At 64.9% G+C, this 22,381-nt stretch carries 24 protein-coding genes; 13 read left to right on the top strand and 11 right to left on the bottom strand.

Going from position 1 to position 22,381, the window contains the following annotated elements; translation table 11 throughout:
• Positions 1-48 precede the first annotated feature (48 nt).
• The 6 genes from KBW98_RS18165 to KBW98_RS18140 form a co-directional block, all read right to left on the bottom strand.
• Positions 49-1,893 (bottom strand): DUF885 family protein, encoded by a 1,845-nt coding sequence (locus tag KBW98_RS18165; RefSeq protein WP_211521571.1) that lies wholly within the window; start codon positions 1,891-1,893, stop codon positions 49-51.
• Positions 1,894-1,952: 59 nt separating this feature from the next.
• The gene (prmC, locus tag KBW98_RS18160) at positions 1,953-2,801 is read right to left on the bottom strand and encodes a peptide chain release factor N(5)-glutamine methyltransferase (protein WP_211521570.1); all 849 of its coding nucleotides are present in this window, start codon (positions 2,799-2,801) and stop codon (positions 1,953-1,955) included.
• On the bottom strand, positions 2,798-3,274 hold the full coding sequence (locus tag KBW98_RS18155; protein WP_373888966.1) for a disulfide bond formation protein B: 477 nt from the start codon (positions 3,272-3,274) through the stop codon (positions 2,798-2,800). The genes prmC and KBW98_RS18155 overlap by 4 nt, the downstream gene beginning before the upstream one ends.
• Positions 3,275-3,396: 122 nt before the next feature.
• Positions 3,397-4,473, bottom strand: coding sequence for a peptide chain release factor 1 (gene prfA, locus KBW98_RS18150; protein WP_211521569.1), 1,077 nt, complete (start codon positions 4,471-4,473; stop codon positions 3,397-3,399).
• A gap of 100 nt (positions 4,474-4,573) precedes the next feature.
• Entirely contained in the window at positions 4,574-5,848 is a 1,275-nt protein-coding gene (gene hemA / locus KBW98_RS18145) for a glutamyl-tRNA reductase (RefSeq protein ID WP_211521568.1), read from the bottom strand.
• A 79-nt stretch (positions 5,849-5,927) separates the two neighbouring features.
• Positions 5,928-6,617 (bottom strand): response regulator transcription factor, encoded by a 690-nt coding sequence (locus KBW98_RS18140; RefSeq protein WP_211521567.1) that lies wholly within the window; start codon positions 6,615-6,617, stop codon positions 5,928-5,930.
• A gap of 210 nt (positions 6,618-6,827) precedes the next feature.
• Here KBW98_RS18140 and KBW98_RS18135 point away from each other — a divergent pair, with 210 nt between their 5' ends.
• Positions 6,828-7,373, top strand: a complete 546-nt coding sequence (locus KBW98_RS18135) for a hypothetical protein (protein ID WP_229429274.1) — start codon at positions 6,828-6,830, stop codon at positions 7,371-7,373.
• A 56-nt stretch (positions 7,374-7,429) separates the two neighbouring features.
• Here KBW98_RS18135 and KBW98_RS18130 read toward each other — a convergent pair whose 3' ends face one another.
• Positions 7,430-8,626: an ABC transporter permease gene (locus KBW98_RS18130; RefSeq protein ID WP_211521566.1), complete on the bottom strand. Its 1,197-nt coding sequence runs from the start codon at positions 8,624-8,626 to the stop codon at positions 7,430-7,432.
• Between the two features lie 4 nt (positions 8,627-8,630).
• On the bottom strand, positions 8,631-9,404 hold the full coding sequence (locus KBW98_RS18125; RefSeq protein WP_211521565.1) for an ATP-binding cassette domain-containing protein: 774 nt from the start codon (positions 9,402-9,404) through the stop codon (positions 8,631-8,633).
• 332 nt (positions 9,405-9,736) lie between these two features.
• Between KBW98_RS18125 and KBW98_RS18120 the strand changes: the two genes are divergently transcribed.
• The 12 genes from KBW98_RS18120 to KBW98_RS18075 all read left to right on the top strand — a co-directional run bounded on the left by KBW98_RS18120 (position 9,737) and on the right by KBW98_RS18075 (position 20,303).
• Positions 9,737-9,895, top strand: coding sequence for a daptide-type RiPP (locus KBW98_RS18120; protein WP_211521564.1), 159 nt, complete (start codon positions 9,737-9,739; stop codon positions 9,893-9,895).
• A 199-nt stretch (positions 9,896-10,094) separates the two neighbouring features.
• Positions 10,095-11,354, top strand: coding sequence for a YcaO-like family protein (locus KBW98_RS18115; protein ID WP_211521563.1), 1,260 nt, complete (start codon positions 10,095-10,097; stop codon positions 11,352-11,354).
• 690 nt (positions 11,355-12,044) lie between these two features.
• Complete coding sequence (locus KBW98_RS24110) at positions 12,045-12,167, top strand: hypothetical protein (RefSeq protein WP_267876147.1); 123 nt, start codon at positions 12,045-12,047, stop codon at positions 12,165-12,167.
• A gap of 44 nt (positions 12,168-12,211) precedes the next feature.
• Entirely contained in the window at positions 12,212-12,322 is a 111-nt protein-coding gene (locus KBW98_RS24155; RefSeq protein ID WP_307727610.1) for a daptide-type RiPP, read from the top strand.
• 313 nt (positions 12,323-12,635) lie between these two features.
• Entirely contained in the window at positions 12,636-14,621 is a 1,986-nt protein-coding gene (locus KBW98_RS18110) for a hypothetical protein (protein WP_211521562.1), read from the top strand.
• Entirely contained in the window at positions 14,614-15,438 is an 825-nt protein-coding gene (gene mpaM / locus KBW98_RS18105) for a daptide-type RiPP biosynthesis methyltransferase (RefSeq protein WP_211521561.1), read from the top strand. Before KBW98_RS18110 ends, mpaM begins: the two co-directional genes overlap by 8 nt.
• Before the next feature lie 3 nt (positions 15,439-15,441).
• Entirely contained in the window at positions 15,442-16,608 is a 1,167-nt protein-coding gene (locus KBW98_RS18100; RefSeq protein WP_211521560.1) for a site-2 protease family protein, read from the top strand.
• A gap of 12 nt (positions 16,609-16,620) precedes the next feature.
• A complete protein-coding gene (locus KBW98_RS18095; RefSeq protein WP_267876146.1) occupies positions 16,621-17,862 on the top strand; it encodes an aspartate aminotransferase family protein in 1,242 nt (413 codons plus the stop codon).
• A 65-nt stretch (positions 17,863-17,927) separates the two neighbouring features.
• A complete protein-coding gene (locus KBW98_RS18090; RefSeq protein WP_211521558.1) occupies positions 17,928-18,566 on the top strand; it encodes a hypothetical protein in 639 nt (212 codons plus the stop codon).
• Positions 18,563-19,330, top strand: a complete 768-nt coding sequence (locus KBW98_RS18085) for an SDR family NAD(P)-dependent oxidoreductase (protein ID WP_211521557.1) — start codon at positions 18,563-18,565, stop codon at positions 19,328-19,330. The genes KBW98_RS18090 and KBW98_RS18085 overlap by 4 nt, the downstream gene beginning before the upstream one ends.
• A gap of 63 nt (positions 19,331-19,393) precedes the next feature.
• Positions 19,394-20,089, top strand: coding sequence for a YIP1 family protein (locus tag KBW98_RS18080; RefSeq protein ID WP_211521556.1), 696 nt, complete (start codon positions 19,394-19,396; stop codon positions 20,087-20,089).
• 28 nt (positions 20,090-20,117) lie between these two features.
• Complete coding sequence (locus KBW98_RS18075; RefSeq protein ID WP_211521555.1) at positions 20,118-20,303, top strand: hypothetical protein; 186 nt, start codon at positions 20,118-20,120, stop codon at positions 20,301-20,303.
• 614 nt (positions 20,304-20,917) lie between these two features.
• On the opposite strand, the gene minE is transcribed toward KBW98_RS18075, so the two are convergent.
• From minE to minC, 3 genes are all read right to left on the bottom strand, one after another.
• Positions 20,918-21,169 carry a cell division topological specificity factor MinE gene (gene minE / locus KBW98_RS18070; RefSeq protein WP_211521554.1) on the bottom strand — a complete coding sequence of 84 codons (252 nt, stop codon included), beginning with the start codon at positions 21,167-21,169 and terminating at the stop codon, positions 20,918-20,920.
• 1 nt (position 21,170) lies between these two features.
• A complete protein-coding gene (gene minD, locus KBW98_RS18065) occupies positions 21,171-21,986 on the bottom strand; it encodes a septum site-determining protein MinD (protein WP_211521553.1) in 816 nt (271 codons plus the stop codon).
• Between the two features lie 35 nt (positions 21,987-22,021).
• Positions 22,022-22,381: septum site-determining protein MinC (gene minC, locus KBW98_RS18060; protein ID WP_211521552.1), on the bottom strand; the 360-nt coding region annotated here is incomplete at its 5' end.

The raw sequence follows: 22,381 nt of genomic DNA, 5'->3' as shown, positions 1-22,381 counted from the left end.
CGGTGGAGCAGAGATTAACCGAAAACCGCCAAGTCCGCCGGAGGGAGCCTATTCCTTGCCCTGGGGCGGGGGAGGAGGGCCGGCAGGACTCGAAGGGGGCGCGGCGGGAGGGCTGGCGGGGGCCCTGGATTCGCTCGCGATCCAGCGCTCGACCTGGCGTTCGAGCAGGGGCAGCGGCAGGGCGCCATTGCCCAGCACGGCTTCGTGGAAGCGGCGCAGGTCGAAGCGTTCGCCGAGCGCCGCCCTGGCCTTCTTGCGCAGGGCCAGGATGCGCAGCTGTCCGATCTTGTAGCTGAGGGCGCGCGCCGGCTGGGCGATGTAGCGGTCGACTTCGGCCTCGTTGTCGGCCGGCGGATTGGCGGTATTGGCGTTCAGGTAGTCGATCGCCTGCTGGCGCTGCCAGCCCAGCGCATGGATGCCGGTGTCGACCACCAGGCGCGCGGCGCGGAACACCTGCTCGTTGAGATGGCCGAACAGCGAGAACGGATCCTGGAAGAAGCCCAGCTCCGGCCCCAGGCTCTCGGCATAGGTGGCCCAGCCTTCGCCGTAGGCGGGATACCAGGCATGGCGCCGGAACGCGGGCAGGTCGAGCTCCTGGGCGCGCGCCGCTTGCAGGTGGTGGCCGGGCAGGCCCTCGTGCAGGGCGATGGTGTCGACCTGCCAGATCGGCCGCGCGGGCAAGTCGGCCACGTTGACCACCAGGGCCGCGCTGCGCCCTTCGTTGCCGGCTTCGTAGTAGGCGGCGGGCTGGCCGGGGCCGGCCACGGTCATCGGCTTGACCGCCAGGCCGGCGGCGGGCGCCGCACTCACGACCGCCGGCAGCTTGGCGGCGGCGCGCGCGAGGGCGCGGCGGTAGCGTCCCAGCAGGGTGTCGGCATCGGGAAAGAACAGGCGCGGATCGGTGCGCGCGAACACTAGGAACTTGCCGGCGTCGGCGCGAAAGCCGGTGCGCGGCACCAGCGCCGCGACCTCGGCGCGCAGGCGCGCGACTTCCTTCAGGCCGAGCGCGTGGATCTCGGCGGGCGTGAGTTCGGTATTGGTGGCCTGGCGCACCAGCAGGGCGTACCAGGCGGCCCCGCTAGGCAGGTTCGACGCGCCGATGCTGTCGCGCGCCTGCGGCAGGTAGTCGGTGCGGATGAATTCCTCGAGCTTGCGCAGGGCCGGCGCGGCGCTATCGTTCAAGGCGGCGCCGCCGGCCGCCTGCAAGGACTCGCGCACTTCCGGCGCGATCGCCGCGGGGATGCGCTTGAACGGTGCGCCCAGGGGCCCTTCCGCCAGGCCTTCGCGCAGGCTGCGCAGCGCATCCGGCACGCCGCGCAGCACGGCTTTCGGCATCGGCCAGCCCGCCTTCAGTCCGGCGCGCAGCTGCTCGAGCAGGCCGTCCACGTGGGCGGGCAAGGCCTTCAGGCGCGCGATATAGGCGCGGTAGTCTTCCTCGGTGGCGAAGGGCGTCTGCGCCACCAGGCGCGGCAGCTGTACCTGCAGGCCGTCGTAGGCGGTGAGCGGCTGCGGGTCGAAAGGAGTGAGCGCGCCGGCGTCCAGGCGCTGCTGCTTCTCGAGCAGGAAAAGTTCATAGGAGAGCAGAGCCTGGCCTTCCAGGCGGTCGCGGTCGATCTCGCGCGCCGCTTCCAGCATCGCGCGCTCGTGCTCGAGGGCGGCGGCGCGGGCGGCCAGGCTGGTATCGAGCAGGAGCGCGTTGTGGCGCTGCTCGCCCAGGCCGGTGGCGCGCTCGGGTGCGCGGCGCAGCTGCCATTGCCAGTCGCGTTCGAACAGCTTGCCCGCCTGCTCGGCCGCCGGCGGGGCGGGCGTGGCAGGACCTGGCCCGGCGGCGCCGACGGCCAGGGGCACGAGCAGGGCAAGCGAAGCGGACAGCGAGGCGAACAGGTGGCGCATGCGGGCTCCGTGGTGCGGGCTGGCCATTCTAGCAAGCCGGCCGGATTCGACGCGCGCCGTCACCCTTCCGAAGGCGGGGCCCCGGGTTCCTCTGCTGCCCGGCCTCCGCTGACGCGCTCGATGCCGGCCAGGTCGCGCCAGCTCCGGACCTCGGTGAAGCCGCGCGCGGCCAGCAGGGCGCGCACGTCCCCGGCCTGGTCGTAGCCGTGTTCGAGCAGCAGCCAGCCGCCCGGTTCCAGGTGGGCAGGCGCGCCATCGATGATGATGCGCAGCGCGGACAAGCCGTCCGCATGGTCGGTGAGGGCGCCGGCCGGCTCGAAGCGCAGGTCGCCTTCGCCCAGGTGGCGGTCGTTCGATGCGATATAGGGCGGGTTGGACGCGATCAGGCCGAAGCGCTCGCCGCCCAGCGCCGCGTACCAGTCGCTGCGCAGGAAGCGCACGCGGGCGCCGTTGGCGGCGGCGTTGGCCTGCGCGACCTCCAGCGCATCGGCGCTGAGGTCGAGGGCGGTCACCACGGCGTCCGGCCGCGTATGGGCCACGGCGACCGCGATGGCGCCGCTGCCGGTGCCCATGTCGAGCAGGCGCGCTTGGGCAGGCAGGCGCTCGAGCGCGAGTTCGACGATCAGTTCGGTGTCGGGACGGGGAATCAGCACGGCGGGGGTGACCCGGAACGGCAGCCCGAAGAATTCGCGCTCGCCGACGATGTAGGCGATCGGTTCGCCTTCCAGGCGGCGTTGCACCAGGCCGGCCAGGCGGCCCGCTTCCTCGCTAGTGAGCGCCCGCTCCGACTGGGTGATCAGGGCCACGCGCGGCAGCTGCAGGACATGGCACAGCAGGATGCGGTTTTCCAGCGGATCGAGCGGCAGGCCTTGCTGCAGCTGCGCGAGGGTGGCGCCGGCCTGGATCATGCCTGCTTTTTACGCAGCAGCACCCACGCCAGCAGCGCGGTCAGGGCCACGAACCACACGGCCGACCACTGCGGAATCGCCAGCCCCAGCACGGTGTCGGTGGCGCCCTGGCACAGGCCGTCGGCACGGAACAGCCAAGGCAGGTATTCGGCGGTGGGGATCTTGTTGAGGAAGGTTTCCATCGGATCGATCCCGCAGGTGAAGCCGGGGTTGGCGATCACGTACAGGTGCTTGCCGACCGCGTACAGGCCGCCCAGCGCCGCCATCAGCGCCAGGACCGTGCCTTCGCGTACCTTGCCGCTGATGGCCGACACCAGGGTGCACACGCCGATGGCCAGGAACATGTAGCGCTGGATCACGCACAGGGGGCAGGGCTGCATCTGCATGATGTGCTGCAGATAGAGGGCAACGGCGATCAGCGCGAAGCAGATCGACGAGATGGCGAACAGGACCTGGCGGGTAGTAGGCAGCATGCGTTGCTTTCTTAGGGCGTGGTTCGGACGGAGGAATCGGGGGCATTCTCGCACGAAGTCCGCGCGCCTGCCTGCACATATTTTCAGTCTGGCAACTTAACCCATGCTTAATGCCGATCGGCTCAATCGCCCAGCGCGGCAAGCTGCTCCGCCTGGTGCTCGGCCGCCAGCGCATTGGTCAGGTCGACCAGGTCGCCGTCCATGATCATGTCCAGCTTGTACAGGGTCAGGTTGATGCGGTGGTCGGTCAGGCGTCCCTGCGGGAAGTTGTAGGTGCGGATGCGTTCGCTGCGGTCGCCCGAGCCGATCAGGCTCTTGCGGGTAGCCGCTTCCTTCGACTGCTGCTCGCGCAGCTGCACGTCCTTGATGCGCGCGGCCAGCACTTTCAGGGCCTGAGCCTTGTTCTTGTGCTGGCTGCGGTCGTCCTGGCACTCGACCACGATCCCGGTGGGCAGGTGGGTGATGCGCACCGCCGAATCGGTCTTGTTGATGTGCTGGCCGCCGGCGCCGGACGCGCGGTAGGTGTCGATGCGCAGGTCGGCCGGGTTGATGTTGACGTCCTCGACCTCGTCCGCCTCCGGCATCACCGCCACCGTGCAGGCCGAGGTATGGATGCGGCCCTGGGTCTCGGTGGCCGGCACCCGCTGCACGCGGTGGCCGCCGGACTCGAATTTCAGCTTCGAGTACACGCCGTTGCCGATGATGCGCGCGATGACCTCGCGGTAGCCGCCCAGGTCGGAGCTTGACTCCGACACGATCTCCACCTGCCAGCGGTTGCGCTCGGCGAAGCGGGTGTACATGCGCAGCAGGTCGCCCGCGAACAGGGCCGATTCGTCGCCGCCGGTGCCGGCGCGGATCTCGAGGAAGATATTGCGCTCGTCGTTGGCGTCCTTCGGCAACAGCATTTTCTGCAGGTCGAGCTCGAGGCCGGCCAGGCGGCCCTTGGCGCTCTCGATTTCCTCCTGCGCGAATTCCTTCATTTCCGGGTCCAGCAGCAGGTCCTGGGCGGCGGCGATGTCGTCCAGCGCCTGCTGGTAGTCGCGGTACAGGGCCACCAGCGGCGACAGCTCGGCATGCTCGCGGGTGAGCTTGCGGTAGCTGTCCATGTTCGTGGTGGCGCCTTCCTGCATCAGCAGTTCGTCCAGTTCGACGAGGCGGTGGGCAAGTTGGTCCAGCTTGGCCAGCATGGAAGGTTTCATACGGTTCCCGGAACAAGAATAGCGGAGGATCGGACAAGGCCGCGGGAGGCGGCGAAACGGGTGTCCCGGCGCGGCGCCGGGCAGGGGCGCGGCAGCGGCGCTAACGGCGGCTGCGGAACAGCTGCGGCAGCAGGCTGGCGAGGCGGGCGCGCTCGTCGCCCTGGGCATGGTGCAGGGCCTGCTGGGGACCGTGCAGGAACTTGGCGGCCAGGCCTTTCGACAGCGCTTCGAGCACCGCTTCGGGGTCGTCGCCGCGCGCCAGCAGCTTGCGGGCGCGTTCCAGTTCGGCCAGGCGCAGCGCCTCGCTCGATTCGTGCAGCTCGCGGATCACCGGGACCATGGCGCGGTCGCCGACCCAGTGCATGAAGGACTCGACGCGCGCGTCGATGATCGCCTCGGCCTGCTTGACGGCGGCCTGGCGGTTTTCCATGCCGGTCTGGACCACCTGGGCCAGGTCGTCCACCGTATACAGGAAGACGTCGTCCAGGCGCGCGACCTCGGGTTCGATATCGCGCGGCACGGCCAGGTCGACCATGAACACCGGGCGGTGGCGGCGCGCCTTGACCGCGCGCTCCACCAGGCCCAGGCCGATCAGGGGCAGGGTCGAGGCGGTGCAGGAGACGACGATGTCGAACTGCTGCAGGCAGTCGGGCAGGTCGGCCAGGCGGATCGCCTTGCCGTTGTAGCGGGTAGCCAGCGCCTCGCCGCGCTCCATGGTGCGGTTGGCGATGGTGACCGATTTCGGATTCTGGGCCGCGAAGTGGGCCGCGCACAGCTCGATCATCTCGCCGGCGCCGATGAACAGCACATGCTGGTCGGCGATGCGGTCGAAGATGCGCTGCGACAGACGCACCGCGGCCGCCGCCATCGAGACGCTGTGGGCGCCGATCTCGGTGGTGGTGCGCACTTCCTTGGCTACCGCGAAGCTGCGCTGGAACAGCTGGTGCAGGTAGGTGCCCAGGCCGCCGGCTTCCTCGGCGGTGCGCACCGCGTCCTTCATCTGGCCCAGGATCTGGGGCTCGCCCAGCACCATCGAATCCAGGCCCGAGGCGACGCGGAAGGCATGGCGCACGGCGTCGTGCTGGGGCAGCAGGTAGAGATGGGGGCGCAGCTCGGCGTAGTTGAGCGCGTGATAATGCGCCAGGAACTGGCCGGAGGCGTCGAGGGGATTCGGCAGGTTGCTTGCCGCGTAGAGCTCGGTACGGTTGCAGGTCGACAGGATCGCCGCTTCTTCGGCGCCGGTCGAACCCTGGCGCGTGAACCAGCTGCGCGCCGCCTGCACCGCCCGCCCGAGCTGGTCGGGCGCGAGCGCCAGCTGCTCGCGCAGCGAGACCGGTGCGGTGGTGTGGTTCAGGCCGACGGCGAGCAGTTGCATTCTGGGACGGGGTCAACAGGTATGCACCCATTATACCCTGACGCCATCAGGGTTTCAGGGCTCGATCCCTGGGGGCGGTTCAGGCGCCCAGCTTTTCCAGGCGGTAGCCGTAGCTGTAGACCGGGACCAGGCGGAAACCGTTTTCCGGACGCAGGTGCAGCTTGTTGCGCACGCGTGAGACATGGGTGTCCATGGTACGCGAAGGCACGTCGGTATCGCGCACCCAGACCGACTCGTGGATGTAGGCGCGCGACAGCGGGCGGCCGATGTTACGGAAGAACAGCAGCGCCAGCGAGAATTCCTTCTGGGTCACGTCGATCACCGAACCGTCCTTCAGCAGGCGGCCCGGGCGGGTTTCGAAGATGTACGGACCGAACTGCAGCTGCTCGGCGCTGTTCTGCGACGGGTAGGCGCGGCGCAGCAGGGCCGAGACGCGGGCCACCAGCTCGCCGCGGCGCAGCGGCTTGACCAGGTAGTCGTCGGCGCCGGCGGTCACGCCTTCGATGATGTCGTCCTCGGCATTGCTGCCGACCAGGAACACGACCGGGGCGTTGGGCGCCAGTTTTTCCTTGGCGCGGCGCAGCACTTCGGCGCCTTCCATGTCGGGCACGTTCCAGTCCATGACCAGCAGATCCGTGCTGTCCTTGCGTAACTGCGCGAGCAGTTCCTTCGCGCTATCAAAGGATTGGCAGCTGTGGCCAGCGGCGCTCAGCACCTGGCAGATCAGGTCTGCCTGGCTACGGTCTTGCTCGAGGACTGCGATCTTCATGTTGACGCTTTTAGAAAGGTTGCCTTTGTAGGAAGAGTCCTACATGGTTAAACCAAATATATCAGACTTTCACAAAATAGTGCTACAGATAAACACGGAATTTACAATTGCAACTACTGATCTGTTGTGTGAAAGGGACCACTGAGCAATTTCACGCTTGGGAGTACACTGGATTCATCCGGTTTTCCACTCTACAGGCGAGGTGACGATATGTTGTTTCGACGCAAAAACAAGTTCGATGAGTCGGGCCGCGTGCCCGTGTCCGGCGCCGCGATCGAGCAGGCGCGCCAGCGCTGCCTGCAGATCGTGAAAAAGCGCGCCGCCATGTCGGCCGGGGTGGCGGCGATTCCGCTGCCCGGCATCGACATCCTGTCGGACGCGACCGGGTTCGCCGTGGTCGTGGACGAGGTGAACAAGGAATTCGGCCTGACCCAGAAGCAGATCGAGCGCCTGACCCCGCGCCTGCGCCGGATCGCCTATGAAGCGGCGGCCTCGGTCGGCGGCATGATGGTGGGCAAGATGGTGACGCGCGGGCTGATCATGCGTCTGTTCAAGCGCTCGGGCGCGAAGATCGCGGCCAAGTCGACCGCCAAGTTCGTGCCGCTGGCCGGACAGCTGGCCTCGGCGGCGATCGGCTATGCGCTGTTCAAGAAAATGGGCGACCAGCACGTGGAAGCCTGCGCCAAGGTGGCGCGCGAGCTGGAAGCGGCCGGCAAGGAGGAGTTCGGGAACGAGTCGCCGATGCCGGTCATGTAGGCCGGCTTGCCCCTGCGGCCTCTCCTGGCGGAGGACGCAGGGGCGCGGCCGCATGGTCAATCGCGGAACAGGACCTCTTCGCGGCCGAACCACCAGCGGCACCACATCAGCAGGGCGCCGGCGATCAGGATGCTGGAAGTCATGATCATCGCCAGCATGCGGTAGTCGAGCGTCCCTTTGACGACTTCTTTCATTGCCAATGCGATATTGGTCAGCGGGACGGTCGCCCACATCCAGTTCAGCTCGACGCCGGGCAGCATGGCCAGCACCACCGGGAGGATGGTCAGCATGAGCATGGGCTGCATCATCCCGGACGCTTCTTTATAGCTGCGCGCATAAATCGACATCGACAGCAGCACCGAGGCGAACATCGCGCAGGCCGGGACCAGCATCAGCGCCAGGGCGCACAAGTCGACGAAGCCGATCGCTGAGGCGACCTCGGCCAGGTCGCGGTCCACGGCGCTGCCGAAGACGCCGAACAGCACGCCGATACTCGCCACCATCAGCACCGAGGACGTGAAGCCGATGGTGAGCAGCACCATGAATTTCCCCATCACGGCGTGGCTGCGCGGAATCGGCGCCAGCAGGAGGGTTTCGAGGGTGCCGTTTTCCTTTTCGCCGGCGCCCAGGTCGATGGAGGGATACATGGCGGCCATCAGGCAGACGATCAGCAGGAAGTAGGGCAGCAGGCCGCCCGCCAGCGCGCCGATGCGCTCGCGCTGGTTGGCCGTCGACTGCTCGTCGATGGCGATCGGCAGCAGGACGAAGTCCAGCTGCGCCTGGTTCAGCCGCAGCGAGGGCAGCTGCTGCTCGCGCAGCTTCTCGCCATAGGCCTCGACCACCTTCGCGACCCGTTCGCGCGTCACGTCCCCGGAGGACGCGGCATTGAAGTGCAGGCGCAGGCGCGCCTGCTGGTTCGCCTGCAGGGCGGTGTCGAGTCCCGGCGGCACTTCCAGCACGAACTTGACGGTGTCGTCCTCGATGGCCTGTTTCACGCTGGTGGCCGGGCTGAGGCGCACCTCGCGGAAGCTCTTGTCCTTGGCAAACTCCTCGCTCAGGCCCGGGGCGTTCGGCGCGCCGACGATGGCGTATTCCATGACCTTGTTCTGGGCCTGTTCCGACAGCTTGGCGGCGACGAAGCCGAAGCCCAGGGTCAGGACCGGAATCGCGAAGACGGGGATCAGGACCGTGAAGATCAGGGTCTTGGTTTCGCCCAGGAGTTCACGCATCTCCTTCAGATAGATCGTCCACATTGTTTCAAGCTCCCCCGTTGACTACCTGGATGAATCCGTCGAACAGGCCGCCTTCGCCGCCGGCCTGCCGGAGTGCGGCCGTGGTGTCGTTGAACACCGTTTCGCCGCGGTTGATGATGCAGACGCGGTCGCACAGCTTCTCCACCTCGTGCAGGTGGTGGGTGGAGAAGATGAGCGGCACGCGGCGGCGCTTGTAGTTGCCGATAAAGTCGATCAGGGTCTTGGCGGCCATGACGTCCAGTCCCGTGGTGGGCTCGTCGAGCACGATCACTTTCGGGTCGTGCAGCACGGTGCGCGCAATGGCGCATTTCTGCTTCATGCCGGCCGATACCTGACCCGCCTTCTTGTGGGCGAAGTCATGCATGTCGAGCAGTTCGAACAGCTCGTCGCAGCGCCGCTTCAGGTCCTGCCCGCGCATGCCGTGCAGTTTTCCGGAAAACTCGACGTTCTCCCTGACGGTCAGGCGCCCGTACAGCCCGGTGGAACCGGAGAGGAAGCCGATTTGCCGGCGCGCCTCCATCGGCTGCGCGACCGCGTCCACGCCATTGATCGAAATCGCGCCGCTGTCCGGCTTGAGGGCGGTGGCAAGCAGCCGCAAGGTGGTCGTCTTGCCGGCGCCGTTTGGTCCGAGCAGCCCGAGCACCTCGCCCGGTGCGCAGTGGAAGCTGACGCCGCGCACCGCCCTGAACCATCCATCCGCTTCCCGCACGTCGCGCCGGGTTGCCGTTTTTGTCTCCACATGGCGGAAACGCTTGGAGAGATTTTTGACTTCGATCATCACATCACCGGAGAGTTCCTGGAGGAAAAAATTCTAGCATGGGTAAAAAGAACTATTCGTAAAACAACGGGAAATACGCGGCGTGCATATTATGTGTTGCATCCGAAATTTCGCTTGCGCTGCCGGTAGGCGGTCGATATATTTGCCTGAAGAAATGATGCGTTGATCGGCATCAAATGAGTGCGCCACACATGAATAGCCGATCGATGCGCCATGAATAGCAATGCTGCAATGCAGCGGCATTGCGCCACGTGCGTGTTTCGCAATGAAAGCGCAGGCAAAGCAAGGCGGGAAACGAAACGCAGTCGGGAAATACCATTACCGGAGGGGCGATGAAGTTGAAAGTCGAAGAGCTTGAAACGATGGCGGCACCATTAAGCAACGCATATTGGGGCGGCTTCCTGTTCGTGGTCGGAATCGCAGTGCTGGTCATCAGCATGCTTTCTAAAAACAAGAATAACTCCAATAAGGACGACAGGTTCGGGAAATAAGACAACCCGCGCTGTCACATTATTCATTCTTATTTTATCCAGGCGCCGGCAATTAGCCGGCGCGGGGTTGCGCGCGCCTGCGCATCCGGCGGCGCGCTACATATTCTTATTCCTCCGGCGATGATCATTAATAATAATGGCTAGAGATACCGTATCCCGCGACGGCGAATTGCCCGGCGCCGGCGCACTCGATGAATTGATGGCCCTGGCCGAGAATGAATCCTTGCAGGATGGCGGGCAAATGCGCAGGCTGAATACCTCGCTGCGCGAGACCTCGGCAATCGGCACCTTGAAGAAAATCAGGCCGGTGCTGTCGCGGTTCGGCGTCAGCGAGATCATCGACATCACCCTCGACGGCGTGCCCGCCTGTCCCGCATTCCAGGTCATGCGCGCGGATATCCGCTCGGAGTATTTCAATGCGGGCAAGGGCTACACCCGGGCCGAATCGCTGGTCTCGGGATTGATGGAGGCCCTCGAAGTGCATTGTTTCGAGCACGCGGACCCCAGCCTGCTGCATGCCTGCGCCAAGGGAAGCGCGTCCGTCATCTCCACCGCGGCCTTATTGGGGCGCACTGACGATACGGCGGATGGAAGCGGCAGGACCGGCCAGGGCACGCTGGTGCGGGGAGTCGATCATCACGATGGATCCGAAGTCTGGATCGATGCGCGCGACGTGTTTTTCGGCCTGGCCGCCAGCGGCGAGCGCAGTGCGGCTTCCTCGAACGGCATTGCCAGCGGAAACTCGGTTCCCGAGGCGCTTTGCCATGCGATCGGCGAGTTGCTCGAACGTCACGCGCTGGCCGCGCTGTACCGTTTCGGTATCGGCGCCACCGCGCTCTCCGGGCAGCAGCATGAACGCGTCGTTCCGCCGCCGGAAGCCGAGAACATCTGGCGCTGCCTCAGGCAGCTGAAAGAGAAGGACATCAGCGCCGAATTCCTGCACGTGTCCTCCGAAGCGGACGTGGCCGTATTCGTCTGTTTCCTCGATCTTCCCTACGATGCGCAGCGGCGCGCCGCCGTGGAGGGTTTCGGCGCCAATCCCGATCCGCAGATCGCCATGGCCCGCGCGCTGGCGGAAGCGGTGCAGATCCTGGCGCTGTGCCCCGTGAACGCTGCGGCCGATATGGGCGAGGACGCATCGGCGCCGCGCACCGTGATGACCACCAAGCAGGCCGCCGCCTTCGACCCGGAGGCGATGGACAGGCAGCGCCTGCGCGCGCATGGTGCATTGACCAGCCTGCGCGAGCGCCTGGAACCGATCGACTACGAATACCTTCCGATCCATGACCGGGCGGGCGAGGCCTCGCGCTCGACCGCGGAGGAGCTGCAGAAGCTGGTGCAGGGATTGAGGCGCATGGGATGCGACAAGCTGTATTCCTGCGTCATCAGTCCGCCGGATCTGCCTGTGGTCGTGGTCAAGTGTTTTTGCCCGGGCCTGAACACCGCATTCGGCCTGTAGCCATGTCGGATCATTGTATAAATGCACGTGAATATGGAACAAGGCATGCCAATCAGGCCGGGATAATGTAGATATATTTTTTGCGGAATAAGGGTGATTTATCCGGTTTCCGTATTAAATCTTTTCGCGAATGGATTTATCGGCGCCGGCAAGGCGCCGGATCTGTTCGCGCATATTCGATACGCCATGCTCGCGCAATTCTTTGCGTGAGCGTGGCGTATTGTTTTTCCAGTCGCCGATTCATGCATCAGCCGGATTATATGACGCGCACGCGCGGCTACATAATGCCGCGAAATTTGTCGATTTCTCATGCATAAATGACGATTATATGCGCGCTGAATTGTCTGCATATTTCGCTCAAAATTTCTTGTACGTAAAAATTTATTGGGCTACTATTTTTCTCAGATTTGTCTTGCAAACGTAAGGGGAATCTTCCCGAATCCTGTTCGGGATATAAAGGGGGCGTTGCTCCGGCGGCGCCGATGTTTCATATCTAACGGAGAAAAACTATGAGCCTGCAAATCGAAGCTCTGGACGTGCAAGAAACCCCGATCAGCACTGCTGACGGTATTGCATACACCATCATCGCACTGGAAGTCGGCATTATCGCCGGCATGCTGATCACCTAATAATAGATGCGACGCCACTTTCTAGTGGTTAAAGCCATCATTTAACTTAGAGGAGAAATAAATGAATCTGCAAATCGAAACGCTGGAACAAGTCGAAGCACCGCTGACCGACATGGAATGGGGCATGATCGGCGGCGCAGCCCTGATCGCCGGTTACTACATCGGCGCGGCCATCGTGACCTGATTCAGCCTTCAGCTGAATAACAACCTAAAAATCAAGGACCCATCATGAATCTGTCGATCGAAAAACTGGAAGAGCTCGAAGCTCCGCTGAGCAACGACTACTGGACCGGCTTCCTGGCCGTCGTCGCCATCGGCGCCGGCATCATCGTGACCTGATCCCGATCAGGTAACTGGTGTGGGAGGGGACGCGTCCCCTCCCACATTGGCAAGCGGTGCAGGTCGACAGCATGTGGTCTTGAAACAAGAACGACTGTCCTGGCAACGACCGGACAGCGAACGGAATGATGCGGCAAAGGCAGGGGCTTCTTGGGGGTGGTGGGATCAAGACGAGCGACATTGGAAGGCAAGTCTGTAAAAACGTCTTGGAGCAGGCAGTTCATGACAGGCGGTTTTGCTCATTGGCGCCAATCAGCAGTTCGGATTCAGCCGCAAGATAAGAAATATCATTAGCAGGTTCGAAATGTTAAGTGTGAATTCAGTTGGTCTCGCAAGAATCGTCCTGGATGGCCGGCATGTCGCCGCTTTCCGTTATGCCCTGGATGACGCCCGACTGGCGGCCAGCCTCATCGCTGCAGGCATCGGCGCCAAGCTGTATGCGGGCAAAAGCGAAGGGCGCGTGCTCGACCTGTCCCGCCAACTGGCGCGCATGCGCGCCGATGGCTACCTGATCTTCGTTTCTCCCGATACCCTGGGACCGGTCTGCGAACTGGTCAAGGAACTCAAGGTCTTGCGGCCGACCGTGTCCGTCACCTTCTGGGGCAATGTGGACGGTGCGAATCCCGTCCTGGCCGAGCGTGCGGCCAGCCTCGGCCAATTCCTGCCGGCGGCCGGCATCGAGGACGTCCTGCGGGCCTGCACCGGCGAACAGGCCGGCGCCCAGTTGCACTCCCCTTATCTGTCCGGCCTGCTGGCGGCGGAAGACGTCGGCCGCTTCGGCATGACGGCCGACCAGCCGCAGGCCCTCACCATCGCCGAACTGGAGTGGCTGGCGGCGAACCGGCCCGCGAGCGGCACGGCGATCGTGTTCGAGGCCTTGCGCCAGGGCCCGGCCGAGCTGCTGGCGATCGCCTCCCGCCTCGGCGCGGTCGAAGGCGCCCAGTTCGAACTGCATGTCCAGGCGGCGGCCTTGAGCGACGAGGTGCTCCAGGCCCTGGCGCTGCCGAGCGTGGCGCGCCTGGTCGTGAGCGGCGACATCCTTGATCGGATCCGCGCCCAGGCCGGGTCCTTGCAGATCGTGCCGGCCGAGAGCGCGGAAGACCGCTACGCCAGGGCCTCGGTCTACGGCAAGAACGGCAATATCGTCCTGCATACCGGATTCTATTTCGATGCCAAGCAGACGCCGGGCATCTATCACCTGGAGCTGCCACTGTCGATGCCGGCGGCGGCGCGCGCCGAGGTCTACTCCTGGGCCGGATCGGGCATGGACATCCGCAGCGCAGCCGTGCTGCGCGGCGAACCCGGCCGCGTGTCCGAGCACCTGGACAAATTCATTGCGCCGCTGAGTCTCGAGACCTCCGGCTGGCCCAAGCACACCTACGCCCTCGGCCATGACAGCGACGGCGCCGCCTCGATGACCTTCGACGGCGTCGAAGCGACCCGCCAGGCGATGCGCTACGTGGCCTTCAGCGACCTGCACGCCATGACCGGCCAGGCCGATGAAACCGCCTTCATCACGATGCGCACGGCGCGCGACGCGGACGAGCTCGAGCGCCACCTGCATGCCTTCCACGAAAGCGGCGACATCACGGTGCCGAGCCCGCGCCACAACCTGCATTTCGAGAACAGCTGCCGCTGGATGAGCTATGGCGGCTGCCGCCTCCCGATGCTGCGCCGTATCGCCGTCGACGAGTCCATGAAGCTGAGCAGCTGCCGCGATTCGGGCAGCATCGGCGAAGTCGGCGAGGACTACGACCAGATCGTGATCCGCGTGAAACAGCACCAGCAGCTCGAAGAAGGCCGGCGCGAGTGCGCGACCTGCGAAGTGCGCGACTCCTGCAGCCACTGCACCCAGCTGCCCAGCGAATGGGGTGGCCGCTACTGCGAATTCCGCAAGCGCTACCAGCAAAGCTCGCTCTACCTGGAACTGTACGGCTTCGCGAAACTGTGTTCGCCGACCTTCAAGGACCTGCCGGCGGAAAGCGTGGCGCTCAAGGTGTCCTTCGACGGCCTGCCGCTGCAGTACTACCGCGGCCCCGTCGGCCAGGCCCGCAGCGGCAAGCGCCCGGTGTTCGTGAACATGCTGGGCCAGCACCTGGTCTGGTGGCGCGGCACGCGCAAGGTGCTGCGCCTGAGCGAGCCGCTCGCCGTGATGGCCGAAGGCTGGTGGGCGGGCGCCGACGAGGCGGACCTGTCCGCGTCGCTGGCCGAGAAATTCTCGATCGGCGCCGACGAAGCCCATAGCGGCCTGCTCCAGGGCTTTGACAAACTGCGCGAACAAGGGGTGATCCATGCGTGATGCGAACGAAGAAAAATCCGGCGGCTACCACGGCATCTTCGCCAAACTGAGCCAGCTCGAGATCATCGACCGGCTCGAGGGCGACCTGTACGACGGACAGTTCGCCGATTTCTGGGACCGCTACAACGGCAACGACCTGTCCGACGTCGGTCACCTGGTGCGCTTCCTGCCGAAGGAAGGACGGGTGCTCGACCTGGCTTCCGGCTCGGGACGGATCGGCATCGGCCTGGCGCGCCTGGGCGCGCGGGTCGACGGCCTGGAACTGTCGTCCGGGATGCTGGGCCTGGCCCGCGAATGCCTGGCCGCCGAGCCCGCGGACGTGCGCGAACGCCTGCGCTTCTTCCAGGGGAACATGTGCGAGTTCACGCTCGAGGACCGCTACGACCTGGTGGTGCTGGGCACCACCAGCATCAGCCTGCTCCTCACCGCCGACGAGCGCCGCCGGCTGTTCGAGTGCGTGCGCCGGCACCTGAACCCGGGCGGCAAGTTCGTCTTCAACGTCGTCGATTTCAGCGGCGGCCGCTGGAAGAACTTCGATCACTACCACGACGTCCTGTCGCACGAAGACAAGGACGGCCAGGAATTCGTCATCCTCGGCCAGCGCGTCTTTCCGGACGAAATGCGCTTCACCCTGAACGTCTACCGTGAATTCGTGGGCTGGGACGGCGAGACCCGGCGCAGCATGTCGAGCAGCACCAAGGCCTGGATCGAACCGGAAGAGCTGCGCCGCCACGCCGCGGCGACCGGCCTGGCGATGGTCGAGGAATTCCACGCCGACGACACCCATTACTTCGTGACCGCGGCGCCGGGGAACTGAGCCATGCAAGCCCATCTTCCCGCGAAAAACCCGGACGTGATCGTCGATCCCCCGCAAGGGGGCAGCTGCATCGTCCACAATGCGGCGACGCGCAAATACTTCAAGCTGGGCCAGCGCGAAGCGAGCTTCCTCGCCGCGCTCGACGGCAGCAGGACGCGCGCCGAACTGCAGGCCGAGAACTGCGCCGGCTTCTCGGCCGAGGAAGTCGCCTACCTGCTCGACCAGCTCGAGCAGCTGCAGCTGACGGGGCAGCACGTGGCGCTGGAAAGCGCCAAGTCGCTGTCCGGGCGCGCCCAGGACCTGGTCTCCGGCAATGCCAAATGGCGCTTCCACCTGCTGGACCCGAACGACCTGCTCGACCGCCATATCGGCATCGTGCACGCGCTGTTCTCCCGCCCGGCCCTGCTGTGCTACCTGCTCATCCTGCTCAGCCCGGTATTCGTCCTGATCGCCGATCCGGGCGTCCTGGCCGGCGTGTCCATTCTGACGGACAGCGGCCTGTCGGTACTCGACTGGGTCGGCATCTACGTCGCCATCCTGGCGATGATCGCGGTGCACGAGCTGGCGCACGCCGCGGCATGCAAGCATTTCGGCGGCAAGGTGCACAAGATCGGGCTGATGCTGCTCTACCTGCAGCCGGTCGTGTATTGCGACATCAGCGACAGCTACCGCTTCAGCTCGCGCGAGCAGAAGCTGGCGGTGGCGGCGGCCGGCATCTTCGTCCAGCTGCTGGTGTCCGCGCTGGTCTTCGTCGCCTGGACGGTGACCGGCGGCGCGGCCCTGCTGCACTTCAGCTTCTTCAACGCCCTGATCGCACTGTTCAACTTCTTCCCCTTCGTGAAGCTGGACGGCTACTGGATGCTGGTGCACGTGCTCGACGAACCCAACCTGCGGACCAAGGGCTTCAGCGAGGTCGACCGCCTGGTGCGGCGGGCGATCGGCGCCAGGCAAGCCACCGCGGGCCCGTTCAAGGCCGTGCTGGCGGGCTTCGGCATCGGCAGCATGATCGCCACGGTGCTGTTCCTGGTGCTGGGCGGCTACACGATTCACAAATATGTGTCGATGATCTCCGCCGAGCTGGGCCTGGCCTGCGTCATCGCGCTGTGCACGGTGTACGCGGTCCGCTTCGCCCTGCGCGCCCGCAGCTATGTTCGTTCATTGAAATCGTGATGGGGAGTGGTCATGAGTAATCTATGGCGTCCTTTTTCGGTTCCTGCGCTTGCCAGTCCTCTCCATGTCAGGAAAGGCAAGGGCGTGAACCTGGTCGACCGCCAGGGCAGGGAGTATCTGGATGCGGTCAGCGGCCTGTGGAACACGTCGGTCGGCCTGAACAATCCGGCACTGGTGAGCCAGATGCACGCCCAGCTGCAGGAGCTGAGCTTCTCGTCGCTGTTCCATGCCACGAATTCGCCGGCGGAGCGCCTGAGCACGCGCCTGGTCGAGCTCAGCGGAGGGCGGATGCAGCACGTCTACCTCTCGACGACCGGGAGCAGCGCGGTGGAGGTGGCCCTGCGGGTGTCGCGCATCTACCAGCGCGCCCGCGGCATGCCGGAAAAGAAGCGCATCCTGAGTTTCGACCTGGGCTACCACGGCTGCTCCGGCCTGGGCATGGGGGTGAGCGGCATCCTGGCCGACGAGGTGGCCAAGTCGGAAGACTTTCCGCCCCACGTACAGACCATCCCCTCGCCGCTGCGCGAAGGGGTGTCGCTGGACGCCCTTGCCACCGCGCTGCATGCGGGAGACGTCGCCTGCCTGATCATGGAGCCCGTGCTGGGATCCGGCGGCGTGATCGTCCCCAGCAAGGACTACTGCCGCGAGGTGCGGCGCCTGTGCAGCGCGCACGGCGCCCTCCTGATTGCCGACGAGGTCGCGACCGGCACCGGGCGTTGCGGCGCCATGTTCGCCTCCGACCTGCTCGAGCTGGCGCCGGACGTGATCACCCTGTCGAAAGGGCTGAACGCGGGCTACTTCCCGCTGGCGGCGACCCTGTTCGCCGAACATGTGGTGCAGCCGATCTCGGCGGCCCAGATCGCCCTGCAGTACGGCTGTACCCAGGACGGCAATCCGGTGGGCTGCGTGTCGGCCCTGGCAACCCTGGATTTCATCGCCGAGCAAGGCCTGGAGCGGCGTGCGGCCGAGCTGGGAGAGCACATCCGCAGCGAACTGGCGAACAGCGGCTGTTCCGTGATCCGCGAGGTCCGGGGCCTGGGGATGATGATCGGCATCGAGCTGGCGCATGTCCAGGGCGGCGCACCGTTCAGCGCGGAGGAATCGGCGCGCGTCCGCCTGCTGTGCCAGGAGGCGGGACTGCTGGTCTACCACTTCGACGCGGGCCTGAGCCTGTTCCCGGCCCTGACCATCACCGAGGATGAAGTCGCCGTGATGCTCGACATCCTGAACGAAGTCCTGGCTACGCTCTGCTGAAGGCAGGGGCCGGTGCGCCGGTCCGCCCTTCGCAGCGCATCCGTCATTTGATATCTGGAATCCTTATGCATGCACTCTACGGTGTTTTGTGGCAGCCCAAGCGGGTGTTTACCGGTCTCGCCGACATCAAGGTCTCGCGCCTGGTCGTCGCCTTCATCCTGATCGAGTTCCTGTATTCCCTGTCGATCTACAGCCATTTCTCGGAAGGCGCGGCCAAGGCCATCGCCGCCTCGCCGCACCTGACCGCCGGCTCCGCCCCCTACCTGGTGGCGATCACGATCTTCCTGTCCTCGATGGGCTACACGCTGATGGTGGCCTTGCTGGCGGTGCTGTTCCTGATCGTCGCCTACATCCTGGGAGGCAAGCCGAGCTACCGCGCCGTGTTCGGCATGCTGCTGCTGGCCTCGACCCCGGCCCTGCTGGACCACCTGTCGCGCGGCGCCGCCTACCTGGGCGGATGGAACGATGGCGTGGGAAGCTTGCTGGCCCTGCACCGGCTGCTGCCGGTTCCCGAGTCCGGACTCCTGGCCGAGGCGCTGAAGACCTTCGACATGTTCGACATCTGGATCTCGGTGCTGGTGACGGTGGGCTTCGTCTGCGTCTCGGGACTGAAGCGCTTTTCCGCCCTGGGCGGGGTCCTGCTCGTGTGGGGCGCCTTCCTGCTGCTGGCGTTCCGCATCCACATGCTGGGAGTGGCGGCATGAAGGGCGAGATCAGGCTGGACGGCGCGGTTGCGCTGATCACGGGCGGCGGCTCCGGCATCGGCCGCGCCACCGCGCAGGTGCTGGGCCAGCGCGGCGCCAGGGTGGTCGTGACCGAACTGCCGGGGCGCAAGGCCCTGGCGGACGAGATCGTCGCGGAGCTGAACGGGCTCGGCGCCGAGGCGATGGCGATCACCCTCGACGTCAAGGCCACGCCGACGATTCCCTTCGTGATCGAGCAGGTGGTGCGGCGCTTCGGCAGCCTGGACATCCTGGTCAACAATGCGGGAACGCAGATCCTGAAGCCGGCGCTGGACCTCGAGGAACACGAGTTCGACGAGGTCATGAACGTCAACCTGAAAGGCGCCTTCATGTGCGCCCAGGCCGCCGGCGCGGTCATGGCCGACCAGAAGCGCGGCTGCATCGTGAACGTGGCTTCGCAGCATGGCGTGGTCGGCAACAGCCTGCGCGCACCCTACTGCGCCAGCAAGGCGGGCCTGATCAACCTGACGCGCGCGCTGGCGATCGAGTGGGCCGAGTACGGCATCCGCGTGAACGCCATCAGCCCGACCTTCGTGGTCAACGGCCAGAACCAGTCGATGATCGAATCCGGGGATGTCGCCAGGGAGATCCAGCAGGGCGTGCTGCTCGGCAGGGCCGCTACGACCGAAGAGGTCGCCTGGGGCATCTATTACCTGGCCTCGCCGATGGCGAGCATGGTCACCGGCCACAACCTTGTCATCGACGGCGGATGGACGGCGCGCTGAGCCGCATGCGACGCCCTTGAACGCCATCATTTTCGTGTTCCACCTTTAACTTCCAGGTTCCTCATGTCCGCTACGCCCCTCTCCATCATGTCGGGTATGTTCTTCGACCCGAGCACCGCATTCGACCGCCTCAGGGCGCGCACCTCGAGCTGGCTGCCGCTGATCGCCGTCACCCTGGGCACCGCCCTCGTGTACTGGTGGTATTACCAGACGGTCGATTTCGGCTGGCTGGTCGACCATACCCTGGCCGCGAATCCGGATTTCACCGACGAGCAGCGCGAATCGACCCGCTCGATGATGACCCCGGCCTTCATTACCAACAGCTCGCTGGCGGCGACCCTGATCGTTACGCCGATCTCGTTCGCCGTCTTCGCCATCTATTACTCGATCGTCGGCAAGATCACGGATACCGGCCTGCGCTATCGCGACTGGTTCGCCTTTTGCGTGTGGACCAGCGTGCCGCGCCTGCTGCTGCTGCCTTTGATGGCCTTCCAGATCCTGACCTCCGACGGCCGCGTGGCGCCGGAAGACCTGTCGATGGTGTCCATCAATACCCTGTTCCTGCAGCTGCCGAACAGCCATCCCTGGGCCGGCTTCGCCGCCGGGCTCGACCTGTCGGTGCTCTGGTCCTGCGTGCTGGCCGTGCTCGGCCTGCGCGTCTGGACGGGACGCAGCACCGGCGCCTGTATCGCCTTGTGCCTGCTCCCGCTGGCCATCGTCTATGGCGGCTGGGCGGCAAAAATCCTGGTATTCGGCTGATACCGCGTAATTGAGACTGGAGAAAGCCATGCGAAACAGGAATGCGGGAAGGTCTTGCGCGGCAAAGGCGCTGATCGGCAGGACGGGGAATGATCTTATGCCGGCCTGGGCGCGCTTTCTTGCCGAGTCCGATCGGCAAGGCGCCAGGCGCCTGGCCGTCATTAATGAAAAGCTGATCGGCACACTGCATTTGCCGGAAAACCGCGCAGGCTGATTGATCCGCTTCGATGGGCCAGGGCTCCACGCACTCGTGTGGGACGCCGTAGGCCCGCCGCCTCTGGGTTTCGCCGCAGCATGGCGCCGTTGCCTGCGGTGTATTTCCACGTCTCCGAAAAAATTTATTCCCCGTTACGCTTCAAAAGATTATTTCTTTTGCGGGGCCGTATGAATATATCGGGTTTATATATTCACGCTGAATTGATTTATCAATACCGGACAATTTTATTGTTTTGGTGGATTATCCGTGATATCGTTTTTATGCGTTCCTGCAATTCATTGCAATATGCGCGAGTGTTTTAATTTGCTTGAATATTTCTTGTTTAATAGATTAAAAGGATAAAAAATGAATCTGGAAATTCAAAAGCTGGACATGATCGAAGCCCCGCTGCAGGCGGAAGAATATGAAATCCTGTGGGCGGTCGGCATGTTCGGCGGCGCCGCCATGATCTTCATCATCACCTGATCCGCATTCCGGTGAGCAGGCATCCAGGGATGCCTGCGCAAGCCGCCGTCCGCGCCAGGCGGGCGGGCGGCTTCCGCGGACCTCAGCCGGTCCCGGAAACGACAATGCCCGCACGCGGCGGGCATCGGAGAGGGAGCCTGGACGGATCAGGCGTCGGGCAGCACGACGTTCACATCGAGCACTTCCAGGTTGCCCTGGCGGTCGAGCGAAATCTTGATGTCGTCCGGGTTGACCTTGGTGTACTTCGAAATCACCTCGATCAGCTCGCGGTGCAGGGCCGGCAGGAAATCCGGGCCCGTGCGGCTGCTGCGTTCGCGTGCGATGATGATCTGCAGGCGTTCCTTGGCGGCTGTCGCGCTCTTCTTTTTTTCGGGGAAGAGGAAATTGAGCAGCGGCATATCATTTTGCTCCGAAAATACGCTGGAACAGGCCCGGCTTCTCGTAGTTCGTGAAGCGCAGCGGACGTTCCTCGCCCAGGAAACGGGCCACCACATCCTCGTAGGCATCGGCCACGTCGGTGCCCTTGAAGTGGATCGCCGGGTTGCCCTGGTTCGAGGCGTGCAGCACCGATTCCGATTCCGGAATGATGCCGATCAGCGGGATGCGCAGGATTTCCTGCACGTCCTGGTAGGACAGCATTTCGTCGGCTTCGACGCGCTTCGGCGAGTAACGGGTGATCAGGAGGTGTTCCTTGACCGGCTCCGAACCGCTCTGGGCGCGGCGCGACTTGGCCTGCAGGATGCCGAGGATGCGGTCCGAGTCGCGCACCGACGAGACTTCCGGGTTGGTCACGACGATCGCCTCGTCGGCGAAGGTCAGGGCCATCAGGGCGCCGTGCTCGATGCCGGCCGGCGAATCGCAGACGATGAAGTCGAAGCCCATCTTGACCATCTCGTTGAGCACGTTCTCGACGCCTTCTTCGCTCAGCGCGTCCTTGTCGCGCGTCTGCGAGGCCGGCAGGATGAACAGGTTGTCGCAGTGCTTGTCCTTGATCAGCGCCTGGTGCAGGGTCGCTTCGCCATTGATGACGTTGATCAGGTCGTACACCACGCGGCGTTCGCAGCCCATGATCAGGTCGAGGTTACGCAGGCCGACGTCGAAGTCGATGACCGCGGTCTTGTAGCCGCGCATCGCCAGCCCGCTCGAGAAGCTCGCGCTCGAGGTGGTTTTGCCCACACCGCCCTTGCCGGACGTCACAACAATAATTCTTGCCACAAAAAGGTCCTTTTCAATATCTGTGAATGCGGGATTCAGGCGCGGGACGATGCCGGCGCCAGCGACTGGATGTCGATCCGGTCGCCGACCAGCCGGACTTGCGTCGGCTGGCGCGCCTGGTCGTTCGGGAATCCGTCGTCGAAGGTGCGGTACACGCCGGCGATCGAGACCAGCTCGGGCTGCATCGACAGGGCGAAGATGCGGGCCCCGGCGTCGCCCGAGGCGCCCGCCAGCGCGCGTCCGTTGAGCGACGCGTACACATGGATGCTGCCGTCGGCGATGATTTCCGCGCCGTTGTTGACGACCGCGGTGATGATCAGGTCGGCGCCGCGCGCATAGATGCGCTGGCCGGCCCGCACCGGGGTGTCGATGATCATGGCCGCGGGCGCCGCCGC

Source organism: Massilia sp. ST3 (genome assembly GCF_018119405.1).
Classification (GTDB): Bacteria; Pseudomonadota; Gammaproteobacteria; order Burkholderiales; family Burkholderiaceae_D; genus Telluria.
This window is presented reverse-complemented; position numbering and strand designations above follow the sequence as displayed.

What these genes read in the sequence shown, in the direction of transcription:
- KBW98_RS18165 (WP_211521571.1), bottom strand. Translation starts at nt 1,893, where the DNA reads ATGCGCCACCTGTTCGCCTCGCTGTCCGCTTCGCTTGCCCTGCTCGTG.
- prmC (WP_211521570.1), bottom strand. Translation starts at nt 2,801, where the DNA reads ATGATCCAGGCCGGCGCCACCCTCGCGCAGCTGCAGCAAGGCCTGCCG.
- KBW98_RS18155 (WP_373888966.1), bottom strand. Translation starts at nt 3,274, where the DNA reads ATGCTGCCTACTACCCGCCAGGTCCTGTTCGCCATCTCGTCGATCTGC.
- prfA (WP_211521569.1), bottom strand. Translation starts at nt 4,473, where the DNA reads ATGAAACCTTCCATGCTGGCCAAGCTGGACCAACTTGCCCACCGCCTC.
- hemA (WP_211521568.1), bottom strand. Translation starts at nt 5,848, where the DNA reads ATGCAACTGCTCGCCGTCGGCCTGAACCACACCACCGCACCGGTCTCG.
- KBW98_RS18140 (WP_211521567.1), bottom strand. Translation starts at nt 6,617, where the DNA reads ATGAAGATCGCAGTCCTCGAGCAAGACCGTAGCCAGGCAGACCTGATC.
- KBW98_RS18135 (WP_229429274.1), top strand. Translation starts at nt 6,828, where the DNA reads ATGTTGTTTCGACGCAAAAACAAGTTCGATGAGTCGGGCCGCGTGCCC.
- KBW98_RS18130 (WP_211521566.1), bottom strand. Translation starts at nt 8,626, where the DNA reads ATGTGGACGATCTATCTGAAGGAGATGCGTGAACTCCTGGGCGAAACC.
- KBW98_RS18125 (WP_211521565.1), bottom strand. Translation starts at nt 9,404, where the DNA reads ATGATCGAAGTCAAAAATCTCTCCAAGCGTTTCCGCCATGTGGAGACA.
- KBW98_RS18120 (WP_211521564.1), top strand. Translation starts at nt 9,737, where the DNA reads ATGAAGTTGAAAGTCGAAGAGCTTGAAACGATGGCGGCACCATTAAGC.
- KBW98_RS18115 (WP_211521563.1), top strand. Translation starts at nt 10,095, where the DNA reads ATGGCCCTGGCCGAGAATGAATCCTTGCAGGATGGCGGGCAAATGCGC.
- KBW98_RS24110 (WP_267876147.1), top strand. Translation starts at nt 12,045, where the DNA reads ATGAATCTGCAAATCGAAACGCTGGAACAAGTCGAAGCACCGCTGACC.
- KBW98_RS24155 (WP_307727610.1), top strand. Translation starts at nt 12,212, where the DNA reads ATGAATCTGTCGATCGAAAAACTGGAAGAGCTCGAAGCTCCGCTGAGC.
- mpaM (WP_211521561.1), top strand. Translation starts at nt 14,614, where the DNA reads ATGCGTGATGCGAACGAAGAAAAATCCGGCGGCTACCACGGCATCTTC.
- KBW98_RS18100 (WP_211521560.1), top strand. Translation starts at nt 15,442, where the DNA reads ATGCAAGCCCATCTTCCCGCGAAAAACCCGGACGTGATCGTCGATCCC.
- KBW98_RS18095 (WP_267876146.1), top strand. Translation starts at nt 16,621, where the DNA reads ATGAGTAATCTATGGCGTCCTTTTTCGGTTCCTGCGCTTGCCAGTCCT.
- KBW98_RS18090 (WP_211521558.1), top strand. Translation starts at nt 17,928, where the DNA reads ATGCATGCACTCTACGGTGTTTTGTGGCAGCCCAAGCGGGTGTTTACC.
- KBW98_RS18085 (WP_211521557.1), top strand. Translation starts at nt 18,563, where the DNA reads ATGAAGGGCGAGATCAGGCTGGACGGCGCGGTTGCGCTGATCACGGGC.
- KBW98_RS18080 (WP_211521556.1), top strand. Translation starts at nt 19,394, where the DNA reads ATGTCCGCTACGCCCCTCTCCATCATGTCGGGTATGTTCTTCGACCCG.
- KBW98_RS18075 (WP_211521555.1), top strand. Translation starts at nt 20,118, where the DNA reads ATGCGAAACAGGAATGCGGGAAGGTCTTGCGCGGCAAAGGCGCTGATC.
- minE (WP_211521554.1), bottom strand. Translation starts at nt 21,169, where the DNA reads ATGCCGCTGCTCAATTTCCTCTTCCCCGAAAAAAAGAAGAGCGCGACA.